Annotated in this window: 13 protein-coding genes; 7 read left to right on the plus strand and 6 right to left on the minus strand. The window is 59.0% G+C overall.

What is annotated here, in order from left to right; translation table 11 throughout:
- The first annotated feature begins 34 nt into the window (after positions 1-34).
- The 3 genes from IMX18_RS22670 (at position 35) to IMX18_RS22680 (ending at position 4171) form a co-directional block, all read left to right on the plus strand.
- Complete coding sequence (locus IMX18_RS22670) at positions 35-2707, plus strand: putative bifunctional diguanylate cyclase/phosphodiesterase (protein WP_217190226.1); 2673 nt, start codon at positions 35-37, stop codon at positions 2705-2707.
- A gap of 168 nt (positions 2708-2875) precedes the next feature.
- Positions 2876-3544, plus strand: coding sequence for a peptide-methionine (S)-S-oxide reductase MsrA (msrA, locus tag IMX18_RS22675; RefSeq protein WP_003257532.1), 669 nt, complete (start codon positions 2876-2878; stop codon positions 3542-3544).
- Between the two features lie 3 nt (positions 3545-3547).
- Positions 3548-4171, plus strand: a complete 624-nt coding sequence (locus IMX18_RS22680) for a glutathione S-transferase (RefSeq protein ID WP_015268674.1) — start codon at positions 3548-3550, stop codon at positions 4169-4171.
- Between the two features lie 149 nt (positions 4172-4320).
- On the opposite strand, the gene creD is transcribed toward IMX18_RS22680, so the two are convergent.
- The 4 genes from creD to rloA2 all read right to left on the minus strand — a co-directional run bounded on the left by creD (position 4321) and on the right by rloA2 (position 8697).
- Positions 4321-5649, minus strand: a complete 1329-nt coding sequence (gene creD / locus IMX18_RS22685; RefSeq protein ID WP_015268673.1) for a cell envelope integrity protein CreD — start codon at positions 5647-5649, stop codon at positions 4321-4323.
- A 190-nt stretch (positions 5650-5839) separates the two neighbouring features.
- On the minus strand, positions 5840-7276 hold the full coding sequence (creC, locus tag IMX18_RS22690) for a two-component system sensor histidine kinase CreC (RefSeq protein WP_015268672.1): 1437 nt from the start codon (positions 7274-7276) through the stop codon (positions 5840-5842).
- Positions 7276-7956, minus strand: a complete 681-nt coding sequence (gene creB, locus IMX18_RS22695) for a two-component system response regulator CreB (RefSeq protein WP_015268671.1) — start codon at positions 7954-7956, stop codon at positions 7276-7278. Before creB ends, creC begins: the two co-directional genes overlap by 1 nt.
- A 240-nt stretch (positions 7957-8196) precedes the next feature.
- Positions 8197-8697, minus strand: a complete 501-nt coding sequence (gene rloA2 / locus IMX18_RS22700) for a retropepsin-like aspartic peptidase RloA2 (RefSeq protein WP_015268670.1) — start codon at positions 8695-8697, stop codon at positions 8197-8199.
- A gap of 182 nt (positions 8698-8879) precedes the next feature.
- Here rloA2 and IMX18_RS22705 point away from each other — a divergent pair, with 182 nt between their 5' ends.
- Together IMX18_RS22705 and IMX18_RS22710 are read left to right on the plus strand one after the other, a co-directional pair.
- A complete protein-coding gene (locus IMX18_RS22705) occupies positions 8880-9767 on the plus strand; it encodes an acyltransferase (protein WP_025337401.1) in 888 nt (295 codons plus the stop codon).
- Between the two features lie 246 nt (positions 9768-10013).
- On the plus strand, positions 10014-11363 hold the full coding sequence (locus IMX18_RS22710; RefSeq protein ID WP_003257525.1) for an APC family permease: 1350 nt from the start codon (positions 10014-10016) through the stop codon (positions 11361-11363).
- A gap of 214 nt (positions 11364-11577) precedes the next feature.
- Here IMX18_RS22710 and IMX18_RS22715 read toward each other — a convergent pair whose 3' ends face one another.
- The gene (locus tag IMX18_RS22715; protein ID WP_054573678.1) at positions 11578-12159 is read right to left on the minus strand and encodes a DUF2780 domain-containing protein; all 582 of its coding nucleotides are present in this window, start codon (positions 12157-12159) and stop codon (positions 11578-11580) included.
- A gap of 176 nt (positions 12160-12335) precedes the next feature.
- Here IMX18_RS22715 and IMX18_RS22720 point away from each other — a divergent pair, with 176 nt between their 5' ends.
- On the plus strand, positions 12336-13337 hold the full coding sequence (locus tag IMX18_RS22720) for an RHS repeat-associated core domain-containing protein (RefSeq protein WP_225903912.1): 1002 nt from the start codon (positions 12336-12338) through the stop codon (positions 13335-13337).
- Between the two features lie 794 nt (positions 13338-14131).
- On the opposite strand, the gene IMX18_RS22725 is transcribed toward IMX18_RS22720, so the two are convergent.
- Positions 14132-14857: an RHS repeat-associated core domain-containing protein gene (locus IMX18_RS22725; RefSeq protein WP_225903913.1), complete on the minus strand. Its 726-nt coding sequence runs from the start codon at positions 14855-14857 to the stop codon at positions 14132-14134.
- 504 nt (positions 14858-15361) lie between these two features.
- On the opposite strand from IMX18_RS22725, the gene IMX18_RS22730 reads away from it, so the two are divergent.
- Complete coding sequence (locus tag IMX18_RS22730; protein WP_217190229.1) at positions 15362-16345, plus strand: RHS repeat-associated core domain-containing protein; 984 nt, start codon at positions 15362-15364, stop codon at positions 16343-16345.
- The last annotated feature ends 153 nt before the right edge of the window (positions 16346-16498 follow it).

Genomic DNA, 16498 nt, shown 5'->3' on the forward strand with positions numbered 1-16498 from the left:
CAAAGGCCGCGTTTCCTCTTCAAGCGAGTCTTCGATGAAAAGCCAACCCGATGCCGCCAGCCGTGTGGCGGCCGAGGTCGTCACGCAGTTACCCGTGCCCTCGCGGCTCGGCATGCTGCGCTTCGAAAGGCTCAACGAAGCCACTTGGGCCATGCTCTACCTCGACCCGGCCTGCGAGCGCCAGTTCGGCCTGCACGCTGGCGACCTCTGCGCCCTGGTAGACGCACCCTACGCCAGCCTGATGGAACCCGAGGCCCGCTACCGGCTACACGACGAGATCCAGCTGCAACTGGCCCAGCGCGGGTACTACCGCGTGCGCTACACCTTGCACACGCCAACTGCTTCGCTACGCCTGCTGGAGGCTGGGGAAGCCTACAAGCAGCACAACCGCCATCTGTTGCGCGGCTACCTGAGCGTGCTCGACGACCAGGCCGAAGAAACCAGCGAGGCCGGTGCCAGCGACCTGGAATCGCGCAACAACCGCCTGCAACTAGCCCTGCAACTGAACCAGCGCGCGCAGCAGGAACAACTCGAACACCTGGAACGGGTACGTGGCCAGCAAGACCTGATCCTGCGCCTGGCCCGCCAGCGCTACAGCGCAGGCAACTCTCTGCGGGAAGCCGCCCAGCTGATTACCCAGAGCGCCTGCGAAATCTACAAGGTCGATATTGCGAGTATCTGGCACCTTGAAGACCAGCGCCTGGAGCCGATCATCGCCTGGTACCGGGACGCGCAAGAACACCGCCAGCCCGAAGCCATCGATGCCAGCCGCTTCCCCGACTACCTTGACGCGTTGCACGCCAGCCGCGCCATCGACGCCCACAATGCCGGCCACGACCCGCGGACCCGAGCCCTGACACAAAGCCTGTGCCCGGATAACAAGGCCATGCTCGATGCCAGTATCCGTGTCGATGGCCAGGTCGTCGGCGTGCTGTGCCTGGAGCAGACCGGCCAGACACGGGCCTGGCAGTCGGACGAAATCGCTTTTGCCGGCGAACTGGCCGACCAGTTCGCCCAGGTCATCACCAACCACAACCGGCGCACCGCCGCCAGCGCCCTGCACCTGTTCCAGCGCGCAGTCGAGCAAAGCGCCAGCGCCTTCCTGCTGGTCAACCGCGACGGTGTGGTGGAATACGTCAACCCCAGCTTTACTGCCATCACCCAGTACAGCACCGAAGAAGTGCAAGGCCGCCACCTGGCTGAGCTGCCAGCGCTGGAGAACCTGAGCGAGCTGCTGTTCGACTCTCCGTCGAGCCTGGCCATGGGTAACAGCTGGCAGGGCGAGTTCAAGAGCCGGCGCAAGAACCTCGAACCCTACTGGGGCCAGCTTTCGATTTCCAAGGTATATGGCGACAACCGTGAGCTGACCCACTACATCGGCATCTACGAAGACGTCACCCAGACCAAGCTGGCCCAGCAGCGCATCGAGCGCCTGGCCTATACCGACAACCTGACCAACCTGGGCAACCGCCCGGCGTTCATTCGCAGCCTGGACGAGCGCTTTGCCCGTGATGGCGAATACTCGATGTGTCTGCTGCTGGTGGACATCGACAACTTCAAGCGCATCAACGACAGCCTCGGCCACCAGACCGGCGACAAGCTGCTGATCAGCCTGGCCCGGCGCCTGCGCAACAGCCTGCACTCGGGCGGTATCCTGGCGCGCTTTGCCAGTAACGAGTTCGCGGTACTGCTCGACGATACAAGCCTTGAAGATGGCCAGGGGGTCGCCCAGCAATTGCTGCGCACCCTCGACAAACCGATGTTCGTCGACAACCAGCTGATCAACGTCACCGCCTCGGTGGGCCTGGCCTGCGCGCCACTGCATGTGATGAAGAACGCCGGCCTGGCGCTGCACAAGGCCAAGGCCAACGGCAAGCATCAGGTGCAGGTGTTTACCGAAGTGCTCAATGCCGAAGCCAGCTACAAGCTGTTCGTCGAGAACAACCTCCGTCGTGCCCTGACCCAGAACGAGCTGGAGGTGTTCTACCAGCCCAAGCTGTGCCTGCGCAGCGGCCGCCTGTTGGGGCTGGAAGCGCTGCTGCGCTGGAACCACCCTGAGCGCGGGATGATCCGCCCGGACCAGTTCATCAGCGTGGCGGAAGAAACCGGCCTGATCATCCCCATCGGCAAATGGGTGGTGCGCCAGTCGTGCCGCATGAGCCAGCAACTGCGCGAAGCCGGCATGGGCAACCTGCATGTGGCCATCAACCTGTCCCCCAAGCAGTTCTCCGACCCGGACCTGGTGGCATCGATCAGCACGATCCTAGAGGAAGAAGCCCTGCCCCCGCACCTGCTGGAGCTGGAGCTGACCGAAGGCCTGCTGCTGGAAGCCACAGAAGATACCCACCGCCAGCTGGATGAACTGAAGGCCCTGGGCCTGACCCTGGCCATGGACGATTTCGGCACCGGTTATTCGTCGCTGAGCTACCTGAAGAAGTTTCCGATCGACATCCTCAAGATCGACCGCAGCTTCATCAACGAGATCCCGGACAACCAGGACGACATGGAAATCACCTCGGCGGTGGTAGCCATGGCTCACAACCTCAAGCTGAAGGTGGTAGCCGAGGGTATCGAGACGCCGGAGCAGCTGGCGTTCCTGCGCCGGCACCGCTGCGACGTGGGCCAGGGCTACCTGTTCGACCGGCCGATTCCGGGGCGCGAGCTGGCTGAACGGCTGAAGCGCTATCCGCGTGGCCCAGTGGCCTGACAGCCGCGCAAACCTCGGGCACTATAGAACCCATTCGGGCCCTATCGCCGGCAAGCCAGCTCCCACAGGGACCGCTCATATCTCAAAATCTGTGATATCCCTGTGGGAGCTGGCTTGCCGGCGATGGCCCCACCACCTATCCAACTGAATAAACACAGAGGAACGGCCATGGTCCTGCGTTCGGAAATCCTGGTGAACAAAAACGTCATGCCAACCGCGGAACAGGCCCTGCCTGGCCGCGAAACGCCAATGAGCCTGCCCGAGTTCCACTACGTGTTCAAAGACACGCCGCTGCTCGGCCCTTTCTTCGAAGGCGCCATCGACTTCGCCATCTTCGGCCTCGGTTGCTTCTGGGGCGCCGAGCGTCGCTTCTGGCAACGTGAAGGCGTAGTAAGCACCGTGGTCGGCTACGCAGGCGGCTTCACCCCCCACCCCACTTACGAAGAAGTCTGCTCGGGCCTGACCGGCCACACCGAAGTGGTGCTGGTGGTGTTCGACAAGGACAGAGTCAGCTACCGCGAGCTGCTGGCGATGTTCTGGGAGCTGCACAACCCGACCCAGGGCATGCGCCAGGGCAACGACATCGGCACCCAGTACCGCTCGGCCATCTACTGCACCAGCCCTGAACAGCTGGAACAGGCCAAGGCCAGCCGCGACGCCTTCCAGGCCGAACTGAGCAAGGCCGGCTTCGGTGAGATCACCACCGAAATCGACCAGGCACCGACCGTGTACTTCGCCGAGGCCTACCACCAGCAGTACCTGGCCAAGAACCCGGACGGCTACTGCGGTATCGGCGGTACCGGCGTGTGCCTGCCACCGAGCCTGCAGGGTAACTGAAGCATGAGCACGATGACTCTGTTCCACTCGCCGTTGTCGCCTTTCGTGCGCAAGGTCATGGTGGTGTTGCACGAGACCGGCCAACTTGAGCGCGTGCAGCTGCAGCCGGTGAACATCAGCCCGGTCAGCGGCGACCCACAGCTCAACCAGGACAACCCGATCGGCAAGATCCCGGCCCTGCGCCTGGAAGACGGCACCGTTCTGCATGACAGCCGGGTGATCTGCGAGTACCTCGACCTGCAGCACGTCGGCCTGCCGCTGCTGCCGCGCGAAGGCTCGGCACGCTGGCGGCGCATGACGCTGGTGTCGCAGGCCGATGCCATCATGGATGCGGCGGTATCGAGCCGCTACGAGAGTTTCCTGCGCCCTGAAGACAAGCGCTGGGATGGTTGGCTGCAGGCACAGGGCGACAAGATCCGCCGTAGCCTGGCCAATCTGGAGCAGGAGCATTTGCCCGAGTTGATGTCCGGGTTCGACCTGGCAGCGATTGGCGTGGCCTGTGCGCTGGGGTATCTGGATTTGCGCCAGCCCGAGTTTGGCTGGCGTGAACACCAGCCTGGATTGGCGGCGTGGTATGCCGAGGTGGCCAAGCGGCCGTCGATGGTGGCAACAGCACCGGCAGCCTGACAGGCCCATTCGCAGCACAAGGCTGCTCCTACAGGCACTCGTGCTCCCCTGTAGGAGCAGCCTTGTGCTGCGAATGCCTCACCTCGGTATCACAGGAAACAACTGCCCGATCCTGAGGGCCAACCACCGCCCGATCTCTCTGTCCTCCCTCATGCCACCCTCCCCACCCGGGCCCAATCCAGCCGCCGGGTCAGCACCATGAATACCCCCAGCAGGCCAAAGCACAGCAACGAGCCCATCAACAGCGCATAGTCCTCGGCACTCAGCAGCCCGTACAGCAGCGCATACAACGCCGCCAACCCCACCGCAAAGCCCACCCCACGCCCCAGGCTGCGCAGCACATGGCTCAGGTAGAAGCCGATCAGCAGCACACACGCCGAAGCTGACAACCCATACGCCAAACCAAAGCCGATGTGCTCGGACAACGACAGCAACAGCAGGTAGAAGAAAGCCAGCGCCACCCCCACCAGGATGTACTGCACCGGGTGTACGCTGAGGTTCTTAAGCACTTCGAACAGGAAGAAGCCGGCGAAGGTCAGGGCGATGAACAGCAAGGCGTACTTGATCGCCCGCTCGCTCTTCAGGTACTGGTCGACCGGGTCGACGAAGCTGACACCGAAGCTGCGCTCGCTGAAGTCCGCACACTGCCCGGCGGTAGCGCACTGGCGCAGGGCGTCTTCGAGGTTGGTGGCAAAGAACGAGGTCTGCCAGTGGGCACTGAAGCCTTGGGCGTCGATATCGCGGCGACTGGGCAGGTAGTTGCCGACGAAGCTCGGGTGCGGCCAGTTGGCACGCAGGTCCACGGCACTGGTGCGGCCCACCGGCACTACGTGCAGCTGGCCGGTGCCTTGCAGTGCGAGATCGAAACCATAGCTGAATTCACGCGCCTGCAAGCCGTCCAGCCCCGGCAGGCTGGCGTGCACGCCGCCGCGCATCCAGTCGAGCCGGGTACCGGCTTCGAACGGTACTTTCTGCTCGCCGATGCTCAGCTCAAGGCCGTTCTCGATGCCGCGGATATCGCTGATGCCCACCACCAGGAACGGCTTGTCGAAGCGGTAGTCGTCGAAGTCCTTGTCGATGCCCCAGCGTTCCGGGAGCTTGAAGCGGCCACTGATACGGCCCTTGGCGTGGAACAGCCGGGCCTGGTAGATGCCACGGGCGCGCAGTTCGGTGTCCACGCCCAGGTCGGCGTCGAAGGTTTCCGGCAGGAAGTACAGGTGACCGGCAATGGTGCTGGTTTCTTGCGTGCGCTCGCCGTCCTTTTCGATCCAGCGGCGCTGGTACTTGCGGTAGGGCACCACCAGCAGCGGGCCGCTGAGTTGCTGGTCGAAGCTAGCGCTCTGGGCGATATCGCGCAGCACAGTGTCGCGCAGGGCCTGGCGTTCACCGATCAGGCCGCTGATCAGCAGTAGCGGGACGAGCAGCAGCAAGATCAATACGGCGATCATGCCGAGTTTGAAACCGAGGGTCTTGTTCATGGGGCCTCCTGTGGCAGTGGGCGCAGTGTCTGCGCCTTGCGTGGAGGCCTCGGGGAGATGGTGTGGAGATTGTGTGTTTTTGGGGCCGCTTTGCGGCCCATCGCGACACAAGGCCGCTCCTACAGGAGGACGCGCGCTCTTGTAGGAGCGGCCTTGTGTCGCGATGGGCTGCGCAGCAGCCCCGGCAATGTCAGCTGATACGCCGCACCGGCAGCCACAACCTCACCCGCACCCCACCATCGACGTTATCCACCGCCAACGCCCCGCCATGCAGCTGCATCACCTCGGCCACGAAATTCAGCCCCAGCCCGGTACTCTTGCGCCCACTCCCCGGCCGCGGCAGCGAGTAGAACCGCTCGCTCACCCGCCCAATGGCATAGGCAGGTATCGCCTGCCCCTGGTTGAACACACTCAGCGCCACCCGCTCGCCATCGCGCTCCAGGTCGAACAGCAGCGCGCCGCCCTCCGGGGTGAAGTCCAACGCGTTGTCGAGCAGGTTGGCCAGCGCCTGGCGCATCAGAAACGGGTCACACAACAGGCGCAAACCAGCCGGCACCCGCTGACGCACCTGCAAATCGGCACCTTCGATACGCGCCGCATGGGCCAACAGCAACTCGTCCACCAATGCCGCCAGCGCCACCTGCTGCTCATCCTCCAGCGCCTGCATCTGCTCGACCCGGGCCAGGTTGAGCAGGCGTTCGATCATCTGCTGCAAACGCTCGCTCTCGCGCTCGATGTTGCCGGCAAAGCGCGCCCGCTGGTCAGCCGGCATGTCATCGCCCTGCAACAGCTCGGAAGCGCCACGAATGGCCGCCAGCGGGCTTTTCAGCTCGTGTGTCAGGGTATGCACATACCGCTCGACATAAGCCTTGCCTTCCAGTTGGGTGCGCATGTGCTCGACCGCCTGGGCCAGGTGAGCCAGTTCACCACCCTTGTAATGCGGCAGGGCGGCGCGCTCGCCCTCGCTGACCGCCTGAGCGTAGCGGGCCAGCCGGCGCAGCGAGCGCGCCAGCCACCACGACAACGCGGCACCGATCAGCAGGCCCAGGCCGATCAGCCCCAGCCCCAAGGTGAGCAAGCGCCGTTCTGAGCGGTCGATGTACGGTTGCAGCGAGCTGTTGGGCTTGGCCACGGTGACCACGCCGATGATCTTGCCATCGTCGATGATCGGCGCGCCTACATGCATCACCGAGGTGCTTTCATCTTCGGGGTCGCTGCGGGTGGAACGGGCGCCATACTGGCCACGTAGGGTCAGGTACACGTCATTCCACTTCGAGTAGTCCTTGCCCAGGTCCTCGCCGCTGGAGTCCAGCAGTACGGTGCCCTTGGCATCGGTGACGTAGATGCGGTGGCTGACCTGGTTCTTGGCCAGCCCCCAGATCTGCGCACCCGGGCTGCGCGAGCCGTAGGCCTTGAGCACTTCGGGCAAGCGGCTCTGGTTCAGGGTGCCGGCCTTGACGTCATCGTGCAGGATCTCGGCCAACAGGTTGGCGGTGTCCACCAGCGTTTCTTCCGAGGACTGTCGCACTACCGGACGGATCTGTTCACGCACCGTGTTGAGCAGAAAGTAGCCCGCCAGCCCGACGAACAGGAAGTACACCAGGAAGATCCGGATGCCCAGGCGCATCAAGCATGGTCCGGGCTGTAGCTGTAGCCGAGGCCACGGTGGGTCTGGATCGGTTCGGCGTCGCTGGCCACCTGGCGCAGCTTGGCGCGCAGGCTCTTGATATGGCTGTCGATGGTGCGCTCGTAGCCAACGTCAGAGGCCACGCCCACGGCGTCCAGCAGCTGTTCGCGGCTGAATACCCGGTGCGGTTGCTCGAGCAGGCATTGCAGCAGGCGGAATTCGTGGCGGGTAAGGGGGAGTGGCTGGCCGCGGTAGGTGATCTGCATGCGCAAGGTGTCGAGCTGGAACAGCGCGGTCTCGACAGCTGGCTCGACCCTGGGGCCCATGCGCTTGAGGATCGCCCGTACTCGCGCCGCCACTTCACGCGGGCTGAAGGGTTTGACCACATAATCGTCTGCGCCGATTTCCAGTCCCACCACCCGGTCGATTTCGCCGTCGCGGGCGCTGAGGAACATTACCGGTACTTCGCTGAAGCGGCGCAGCTGACGGCAGGTTTCGAAGCCACTGATATCGGGCAGGCCGATATCGAGGATGACCAGGTCGGCCGGGCGCTGGCGCTGCTGGTCGAGGGCGGCGCTGCCCAGGGTTACCCATTCGGTGCTATGGCCGTCGGCCTGCAGGGCATAGACCAAGGTGTCGGCGATGGCGGCTTCGTCTTCGACGATGAGGATGTGGGGCATGGCGTCCGGGCCTGTGCAGATATCTATGGCGACGCACTATTGTGTAGGAGCGGCCTTGTGTCGCGAAAGGGCCGCAGAGCGGCCCCGACAATGTCTGCATCAACGCTGAGATCGTGGGGCCGCTATGCGCCCCATCGCAGGCAAGCCAGCTCCCACAGGTACCGCGCAGCCCACAAGGACACGCGCCATCCCTGTGGGAGCGGGCGTGCCCGCGAAGAGGCCGGTACAGGTGGCTTGCGATCAGCAGCCTGGCTTGCCAGCGGTGAACTTCTTGGCCGGATTGACCGCCGCCTTGAACTCGCGCAAAGCCTTGGAACCCACCAGCAGCGGGTAGTTGAAGCTGCTGCGGTCCACCAGGTTGACCTCGACGGTGCGCTTCACGTCCCCCAGGCACAGCTCCAGGTCGACCACCGGGCGCTTGGAGATTTCCGGCGCATCGCCTTCCTCCTCTTCATCGGCACGGCCCTTGATCTTGCTGATGCGCGAGACCTTGTGCTCGTACACCTTGCCGTCCGAGTCCTTGGTGGCCAGGCGGAAGCGCACCCACTCGTCGCCATCACGGGTGAACAGCTCGATATCCTTGGCCGACAGCGACGCGGTGAAGGCACCGGTATCCATCTTGGCTTTCAGGGTTTCGCCCAGTTCGGGCAGGGCTATGTTCTCGTAACGGCCATAGATTGTGGGCTCGGCGGCCATGACCGGCAGCGCCAACAACGACAACAGGGCAAGCAGAGGTTTCACAGGCAAGCTTCCTTGAGGAGGGTCAGTGCTTAGACTGCACTGGCAGGATAGGTTCGCTGTCACAAGCCTATCCAACATAATGTGAAACATTTGTCCTCGCCGCAGGGCACTGGAAATTTGGCGTAGGGCACGGCCCTGCTTATCATTGCCAACCGTTTATCTCCTACAACAAGAGTCTCTTTATGCGTCGCCTGCTGACCGGCATCCTCACTACCACCCTGCTGCTGCTCAACACCCTGGTGTTGATCTGCCCGCTGCTGGTCTTCGCCCTGCTCAAACTGGTGCTTCCGGGGCGTGGGCGTGACTATGCCTCATGGGCGGTGATGTGGGTGGCCGAGACCTGGTCGGAGATCGACAAGGCCATCTTTGCCCTGTGCATTCCTACCCAGTGGGATATCCGCGGCGTCGAGAACCTGCGCAAGGACACTTCGTACCTGGCCGTCAGCAACCACCAGACCTGGGTCGATATCCCGGCGCTGATCGAGAGCCTCAACCGCCGTACACCGTTCTTCAAGTTCTTCCTGAAGAAGGAGCTGATCTGGGTACCACTGCTGGGCCTGGCCTGGTGGGGGCTGGATTACCCGTTCATGAAGCGCTACAGCAAGGCCTTCCTGGAGAAGCACCCCGAGCTGAAAGGCAAGGACCTGGAAATCACCAAGGCTGCCTGTGAACTGTTCAAGCGCCAGCCGGTGACCGTGGTGAACTACCTGGAAGGCACCCGCTTCACCGAAGCCAAGCGTCAGCAGCAGCAATCGCCGTATCGCTACCTGCTCAAGCCCAAGGCTGGTGGCGTGGCGTTCGTGCTGGCGGCATTGGGCGAGCAGCTGGATGCCTTGCTGGACGTGACCATCGTCTACCCCGGCAACAAGGCGCCGGGTTTCTGGGATTTGCTCAATGGCAGCATCAGCCGGGTGATTATCGACATTCGTGTGCGTGAACTGGACCCGATGCTGTGGGCGGGGGATTACGAGAATGATGCTGAGTTCAGGCAGACCGTGCAGGCCTGGGTGAACCAGTTGTGGGTGGAGAAGGACTTGCGGATCGAGCAGCTGCGGGTGGAGATGGGCTGAGATCTTTACTGCCTGATCCGGCCTCTTCGCGGGCATGCCCGCTCCCACAGGATCTCCACAGTTTTTGAATTCTGTGCAGGTCCTGTGGGAGCGGGCGAGCCCGCGAAGAGGCAGGTACAGGCATTACAAGAATCCGATTAAAAACCTGGCTAATAATCAGCATTAGGATTACTTCTTTGTCACACCCCACCTAAGTGGATAAAAATCGACCAAAGCACAACTACAAAAAATGCTCTGGATCGAACGATGGCCAACCCCCCCAGCTCCACCCCCGTCCAGCTCCGCCGTGTCCTCGGCCTGCCCGCCCTGGTGTTCTTCGGCCTGGTGTACATGGTCCCGCTGACCATCTTCACCACTTACGGCATCGTCACCGAACTTACTGGTGGTCGCACGGCCGGCGCCTATATCGTCACCCTGGTGGCCATGCTGTTCACCGCCACCTCCTACAGCTTCATGGTCAAACGCTTCCCGGTCGCGGGCTCGGCGTACTCCTACACCAACATGGCCTTCGGCCCGAACGTTGGCTTCCTGGCCGGCTGGTCGCTGCTGCTCGACTACCTGTTCCTGCCGATGATCAACTACCTGCTGATCGGCTTGTTCCTGAACATCGCCTTTCCGGCCATCCCCGCGTGGTCGATCGCGCTGGCCTCTATCGCCCTGGTCACGGTGCTCAACGTGGTCGGTATTCACTCTGTGGCCAAGACCAGCAACCTGATCGTCGGTGCACAGATCGTCTTCATCGTGGTGTTCGTCGCCCTGTCCTGCCAGTCCCTGGCCGGCCAACCGCTCGACCTGCTTTCACCACTGCTGGGCGACGGTTCGCAGCCGGGCTTCGGCGCGCTGATGGCTGGTGCGGCGGTGCTGTGCCTGTCGTTCCTCGGCTTTGACGCTGTCTCGACCTTGGCCGAAGAATGCCGCGATGCCCGCCGCGATGTGCCACGGGCAATCATCCTCACCACCCTGTTCGCCGGCGTGCTGTTCACCGTGCTGGCCTATGTCAGCCAACTGGTACTACCCGGCACCACCTTTGCCAATGCCGATGCGGCGGCCAACGAGGTGATGTTCAAGGCGGGCGGGCAGTTCCTGGCCAACTTCTTCACTGCGGCCTATGTGGCTGGCAGCTTGGGCTCGGCGCTGGCCTCGCAGGCGGCTGTGTCGCGCATTCTATTCACCATGGGTCGTGACAAGGTGCTGCCGCAGCGAACGTTCGGCTACCTGTCACCGCGCTTTGGCACGCCGGTGTTCGCCATTCTGCTGGTTTCGGCGTTCTCGTTGCTGGCGTTGGTGATCGACCTGGCGACCCTTGCCTCGCTGATCAGCTTTGGTGCGCTGGTGGCGTTTTCGGCGGTGAACCTGGCGGTGGTGAAGACCCACCTGGTGGACGATGCCTCGCAGCGCAGCCTCAAAGGGCTGCTGAGCTATGGCCTGGTGCCGCTGGTGGGGTTGGGGTTGACACTGTGGCTGTGGACCAGCCTGTCGGCGCTTACCTTGGTGATTGGCCTGTGCTGGTTTGCGCTGGGTCTTGCGTACCTGGCAGTACTGACCGCCGGCTTCCGCCGCCCGGTACGCCTGGTAGACTTTACGGAAGCGACCTGACAGGACGCGATTCCGTGTTTGCGGGATACACCATTCTCATGGCCTGCGCTGGCCTTTGTAGGAGCGGCCTTGTGTCGCGAAGGGCCGCAAAGCGGCCCCAGGATTTCAGCGTCACCACACAGATTGCCGGGGCCGCTTCGCGCCTCTTTCGCGACGCAAGGCCGCTCCTACAGGTACAGCGTAAGCCTTCAAGGCTGTGATGCTGGCAAAACCCTCAGACCGAAGGTCGAGTCAATGGAGCAGGAGTGGTCCACAAACTCCCCAGGTTCTGCAACAACGACCCAGCAATCCCCTGCTGCCCCAGGTACTGCAGCAGCAACGGCGCAAACTGCCCGATCATCCCGGTATCCATCCCCAGCGCCTTGAACGCATTGTCCAGGTCGCTGCGGTTTTCCACATTGTTGCCCAGCGCATTGCTCAAAGCCGACTGGCTCTCGCTGTTCTTGCCCAGCAACTCACCCAGGCCACTCAAGCCACCCAGTGCATTGGCCCCGGCAAGCAGGTCCAGCCCTGGCACGGCCTTGGTCAATTGGCCGTAGTCGTCGCTGCTCAGGTTGTTGCGCGCCAGCCCAAGCATGGCCCCAGCACCACCCACGGCTTGCTCCGGGGTGATATTCAATTGGCTGCCCAAGGTATTGAGCAGGTTTGCCTGCGCCTCGGGTGCCTGCACCTGGCCTTGCTGGCTATGATTCTGGTTCTGCATGGCCGACACGGCGTTGGCGGCGTCGCTGAGGTTGAAGGCAAACACCGGGCTTGCGGCCAGGGTCATCAGGGTTGCCAGGGTGAATGCTTTCATCGGGGGGGGGACCTCGTGGGCCGGGATGGCGTGGGAAACGAGGGGTTTGACTCATGGTTTTGGGGTTTGTTCCAGCCGTTCGTTACCTAGCAGAATTGCTAGTTGTCACCACCTAAACATGGCGCGCAATGTAAAGCGCCATCGCAAAATCGCAAGCGCCCAGAAAGAAATTTATGATGGACAACACCGGAAATAGAAGAGAATTGGTTTCAACATCAATCAGCCCGCACTCCCAAAAGGTCTCAGATAGAAGCACCATGACCTTCTATAAAAATGGCAAACTTACTACCGAGATATCTGCGCAAGGCTATTGTCATGTTTTCGGGGCGCAAGCCACCCATATGGCTCAGTTTGACCAGACTCAGGAGCCTAACTTTTTTAGAGTCGATGAAGCCAATACAGTCCTTGGCATGCGGAGTGACTCAATGTCGTACTCCCCCTATGGCTATCTAAATATTGAAAAAATGGCAGCACTGCTCGGATTCAATGGGCAGCGGCGAGACCTTTTGACTCAAGGATATCTACTGGGCAATGGGCACCGACTATACATCACATGCCTGATGCGGTTCGGCAGTCCGGACACGTTCAGCCCCTTCGACAGAGGAGGTGTGAATGCTTACGCTTACTGCCAGAACGACCCTATCAATAAAGTAGACCCCTCGGGGAACATTCCCCATTATTTACGTAGCGTTGCCAAGTGGATCGGTAATATTACGGGATTGAGAAAGCCTTCATCCAACCCAGGGGGTACCTTAAGCATCATCAATGAACCAGGTGTACGAGATAAGATATTCAGTCAACTTCCAGCAAAAGACCTGGGGAACCTTGCCTCCACATCAAAGGCATTCCACTTGGAGATTGGGGAATTATCCATAAAAAATGTCAAAAAACTAGATGCAAACTTAGTACCTGCGGCAATCCAAGGAAAAGTTGAGGGCATTCTTCCAATTGACACAAAACGTAAGCGCGCCCTTCATAATAGTGTCATACAGAAAATTGAAAATTTACCTATACAACAACTGGAAAACAGCGACGCATTTGCTGACCTGCACCCAGGAGCCGCACTCTTACGTATAAATAGAAATAACCAAAAAATGCTAAACTTTCCCCATGAATCCGGAGTTCCCATAATCGATCCAGTAAGTGGCAGGCGAAATGCCATTCGCTTAAACCGCTAGCTACAAATACCACTCCCATAGGTAGTACATAACGCCTTTGTGTCTATATTTGTACTACAACGCCCCAAAAACCCCTCACCTCCTGAGGAGCTGTCATTTTCAAGACGCACGGAACATACTCCCAACTTCCTCCAAGCCATTGTGGTGTTCAGGGTTGCGTCCTGGTCTCGGGCGGTCGCTGCACATCAGCGATCGGCTTTGACAGGCCGACTCAAATTAAAAGCTATGCCCTGCCTTTCATGGCGGCTGTGCGTGGGGCACCTTCGGGTGCGCCGGGCCCCTCAATTTGACCGGTCTGTCAACCCATTGCACAACTGCCGCCCTTTGTTTGACAGCAAATGGCGGCGGCTTCATCGCAAATTGAGGGTTACACCATGCTGAAAACTGTTTCTGATCCGCCCCATAATCCCCACTCCCTTGAAGGCGGCATCCTCCATACCATGGAGTACGCCTAGTGATGATCGCCGACGGGCATATTCAAACCTTCAGCAGACACCGACGTTACGTCGCGACGGGCACCGAGATATTTCAGGAATACAGCAATTATTTTGAGCGTATTGGAAGGAGAGCAGAAGAGATCCGCCAACAACTCGGGACTGATCAACTCCGATGGTTTCACTTTTAAAGCAGATATCCAGATACTCAAAGGAGTCGGCCCCTAATCACCCGCTACCTGATAAAACTGCCGGCCGCTGGTGATAGGGCCTGCACTACACGTCCAAAAATTTCAGACTGAAGGCTGAACCAAAGGCGCCGGCTTTGCCCACAGTGAAGGAAGAGATGACACCGCACAGTCAGATGTCCCCCATCCTTTGCCGGAGCGCCTGGATATCGCGCGCCATTTGCTCTTCCGTAGTTATAAAACTGCCAAAATCTGTGGGTTCGCCTGGACTTGAAACTCGCTTGAACGTAAGTACGTGGTGCGCCGCCCCAGGAATCCTCAGTTCATTTATACCTGTGCTCCGTACCACTCCCCGTGAGGATTCTTTCTTAACCACTGCAAAATCAACTGTACTTACCGCTAACACAGCACCTTTTTTCTTTAAACCTGCATAGTTGAGCGCATTCTCGTACGTATCGGTCACAAACAATGTGCCAGTTGGACTTTTAAAACCTTCCTTCAAAATTTTCTTTGCTGCGGCCTTACTTGTACCATGATAACCAATCCGGACGTCTTGGTCTGCCTGCTTTCCGCCAGGGCTTTTAGAGGACCAAAGAAGACTCCTAAAAAAGTTGAAAATCCGCCCATGACCTGTCGGATCGGTAAAGTTTACAGGGTCACCAATGCAGTACACGTACGAATTCGCTCCCCCTCTACCAAATGGGCTCAAGTTATCCGGACTGGTAAATCGCATCAGACTGGGACTATACGCACGATATCCATTACCTAATAAGTAACGAACTGCGACTTCATCAAATCGCTCACCACTGAACCCAAGCAAAGCATCCTTTAAATTTTCTAAGGATGCACAACCATAGGGCGCGTAGGCGACTCCAAATTTCGCTCCATATTTCGGCACACGCGAAACAGATAGTTTTTCATCATGATAAAGCAGTCCTATCTCGTATCGACCGTCATGAATTTCACGCCGTGCTCGAACCTATAAATCGATTGGCATTTATAGCTTTGAATTTTTGCATGTAGATTATCACCTTGATAGAAATACTGAGCGAAGGCCAGTTCCAACTTGGAATCATATTTCTCAGACATTCCTTGTTCAGGTACAGGTTTAATAGGCATAGATATCACCTCCAGCAGCATGATCACCTCTATCCATACACTCGCCCACTCAGGTTATGCCGTCTACTAGCAAAAATATCAGTTGATGGCGCTACTCACAGCGCAATCGGACATTTCCTCAGAGAAGGGCCGGAGAGCCATGTCGCTCCAAAAAAGCAACTGTCAAATTTGCCAGTAGCAGAATCGACATAGATTAAGTTAGTCTAATTTATACTTCCGCGACTCCGCCATCGTACCGCCAAGCGCCACGAGGCTAGCTCAATCAATTTGTTGGAGGACTATCATGGCACACCTCTTCTACCAAAGCGGTAATCTCATCACTTTAAAAATAGGCGATCATTACCGTTCGACTTTCCGGTCCACCAAACATATTTTCGCTGAATCCTCTAATGATAGCGCCCGAAAACTTGAACTGTTAGCGACAGATACGAAAAACTCAATAATGTACACCCATGACAGCGCAAAAAAAGAAGAGTATGCATATGCCGCTTTTGGGCATTCTAGAAACCTACCGTCCAAACGGACGTTGCAAGGATTCAATGGCGAATTCATAGATATACTATTAGGAGTCTATCACCTTGGATTGGGGTATAGAGCATACTCCCCGGATCTAATGCGTTTTCAATCACCTGATAGCCTCAGCCCCTTTGGAAAGGGTGGAACGAACTGTTACGCATACTGCGGCGGAGATCCAGTCAACTATACAGACCCGACAGGTCATGTACTCGTACATTTGGAAAATGGCCAGGTCATGAAGGTGAGCAAGAACGCTGCCGTAGCGTTTCATAGATTCAAGCCCTCCACGCTCAAGCGTACCACCTCGCATGCCAGTGCATTGCGTCCAAACGCCCCACGCTACTCTGCCACACCTGAACCCATTAATCACTTTGATAAAATAAGGGAGCCCGATATATTCGAGTCCATTATTAGCAATCTACTCCCCCAAGAGGCAGCCGCACTCTCAAAAACTTCTAGATCCATTAATAGCTATACCACCCCAATCATTCAAAGATACATAAAAGCAATAACCACAAGCGATCAAACAATGAGCGCTGCGAGGGCGGGAACACTCTCCGGCGTACCGGGTAATTTCAGCAGAAGCGCTGTAGCAAGGCTTGACCTATTAGAAGATATAAACAGCATAGAAGCTCTTGGTGGTGCAAGAATTTATTTGAGAGAGATCAGATATGGCCGACAGCAAGCTCGTCGAGACGCCCGGAGAGAGCGACCTGGTAGCCTTGAGGACCTCATCTTCGATGCTGATTAAATTATGAGAGCGAACACTTCAAAGCCGCCCTCTACAAGCGGCTTTGAATGTTCAATACATTTCTCATATTTATTGTATTCGTCCGGCCAATAGATCTTCCTGCCGCAACCGCCGAAGGCCATGCTGTCCACCTAATTTAAGTGGGCTTCGGTT

The sequence above is a fragment of the Pseudomonas shirazica genome, from assembly GCF_015168335.1.
GTDB classification, from domain to species: Bacteria; Pseudomonadota; Gammaproteobacteria; order Pseudomonadales; family Pseudomonadaceae; genus Aquipseudomonas; species Aquipseudomonas asiatica.

What these genes read in the sequence shown, in the direction of transcription:
- creD (WP_015268673.1), bottom strand. Translation starts at nt 5,649, where the DNA reads ATGAACAAGACCCTCGGTTTCAAACTCGGCATGATCGCCGTATTGATC.
- IMX18_RS22705 (WP_025337401.1), top strand. Translation starts at nt 8,880, where the DNA reads ATGCGTCGCCTGCTGACCGGCATCCTCACTACCACCCTGCTGCTGCTC.
- IMX18_RS22730 (WP_217190229.1), top strand. Translation starts at nt 15,362, where the DNA reads ATGGCACACCTCTTCTACCAAAGCGGTAATCTCATCACTTTAAAAATA.
- msrA (WP_003257532.1), top strand. Translation starts at nt 2,876, where the DNA reads ATGGTCCTGCGTTCGGAAATCCTGGTGAACAAAAACGTCATGCCAACC.
- creB (WP_015268671.1), bottom strand. Translation starts at nt 7,956, where the DNA reads ATGCCCCACATCCTCATCGTCGAAGACGAAGCCGCCATCGCCGACACC.
- IMX18_RS22670 (WP_217190226.1), top strand. Translation starts at nt 35, where the DNA reads ATGAAAAGCCAACCCGATGCCGCCAGCCGTGTGGCGGCCGAGGTCGTC.
- IMX18_RS22680 (WP_015268674.1), top strand. Translation starts at nt 3,548, where the DNA reads ATGAGCACGATGACTCTGTTCCACTCGCCGTTGTCGCCTTTCGTGCGC.
- IMX18_RS22710 (WP_003257525.1), top strand. Translation starts at nt 10,014, where the DNA reads ATGGCCAACCCCCCCAGCTCCACCCCCGTCCAGCTCCGCCGTGTCCTC.
- IMX18_RS22720 (WP_225903912.1), top strand. Translation starts at nt 12,336, where the DNA reads ATGGACAACACCGGAAATAGAAGAGAATTGGTTTCAACATCAATCAGC.
- IMX18_RS22715 (WP_054573678.1), bottom strand. Translation starts at nt 12,159, where the DNA reads ATGAAAGCATTCACCCTGGCAACCCTGATGACCCTGGCCGCAAGCCCG.
- creC (WP_015268672.1), bottom strand. Translation starts at nt 7,276, where the DNA reads ATGCGCCTGGGCATCCGGATCTTCCTGGTGTACTTCCTGTTCGTCGGG.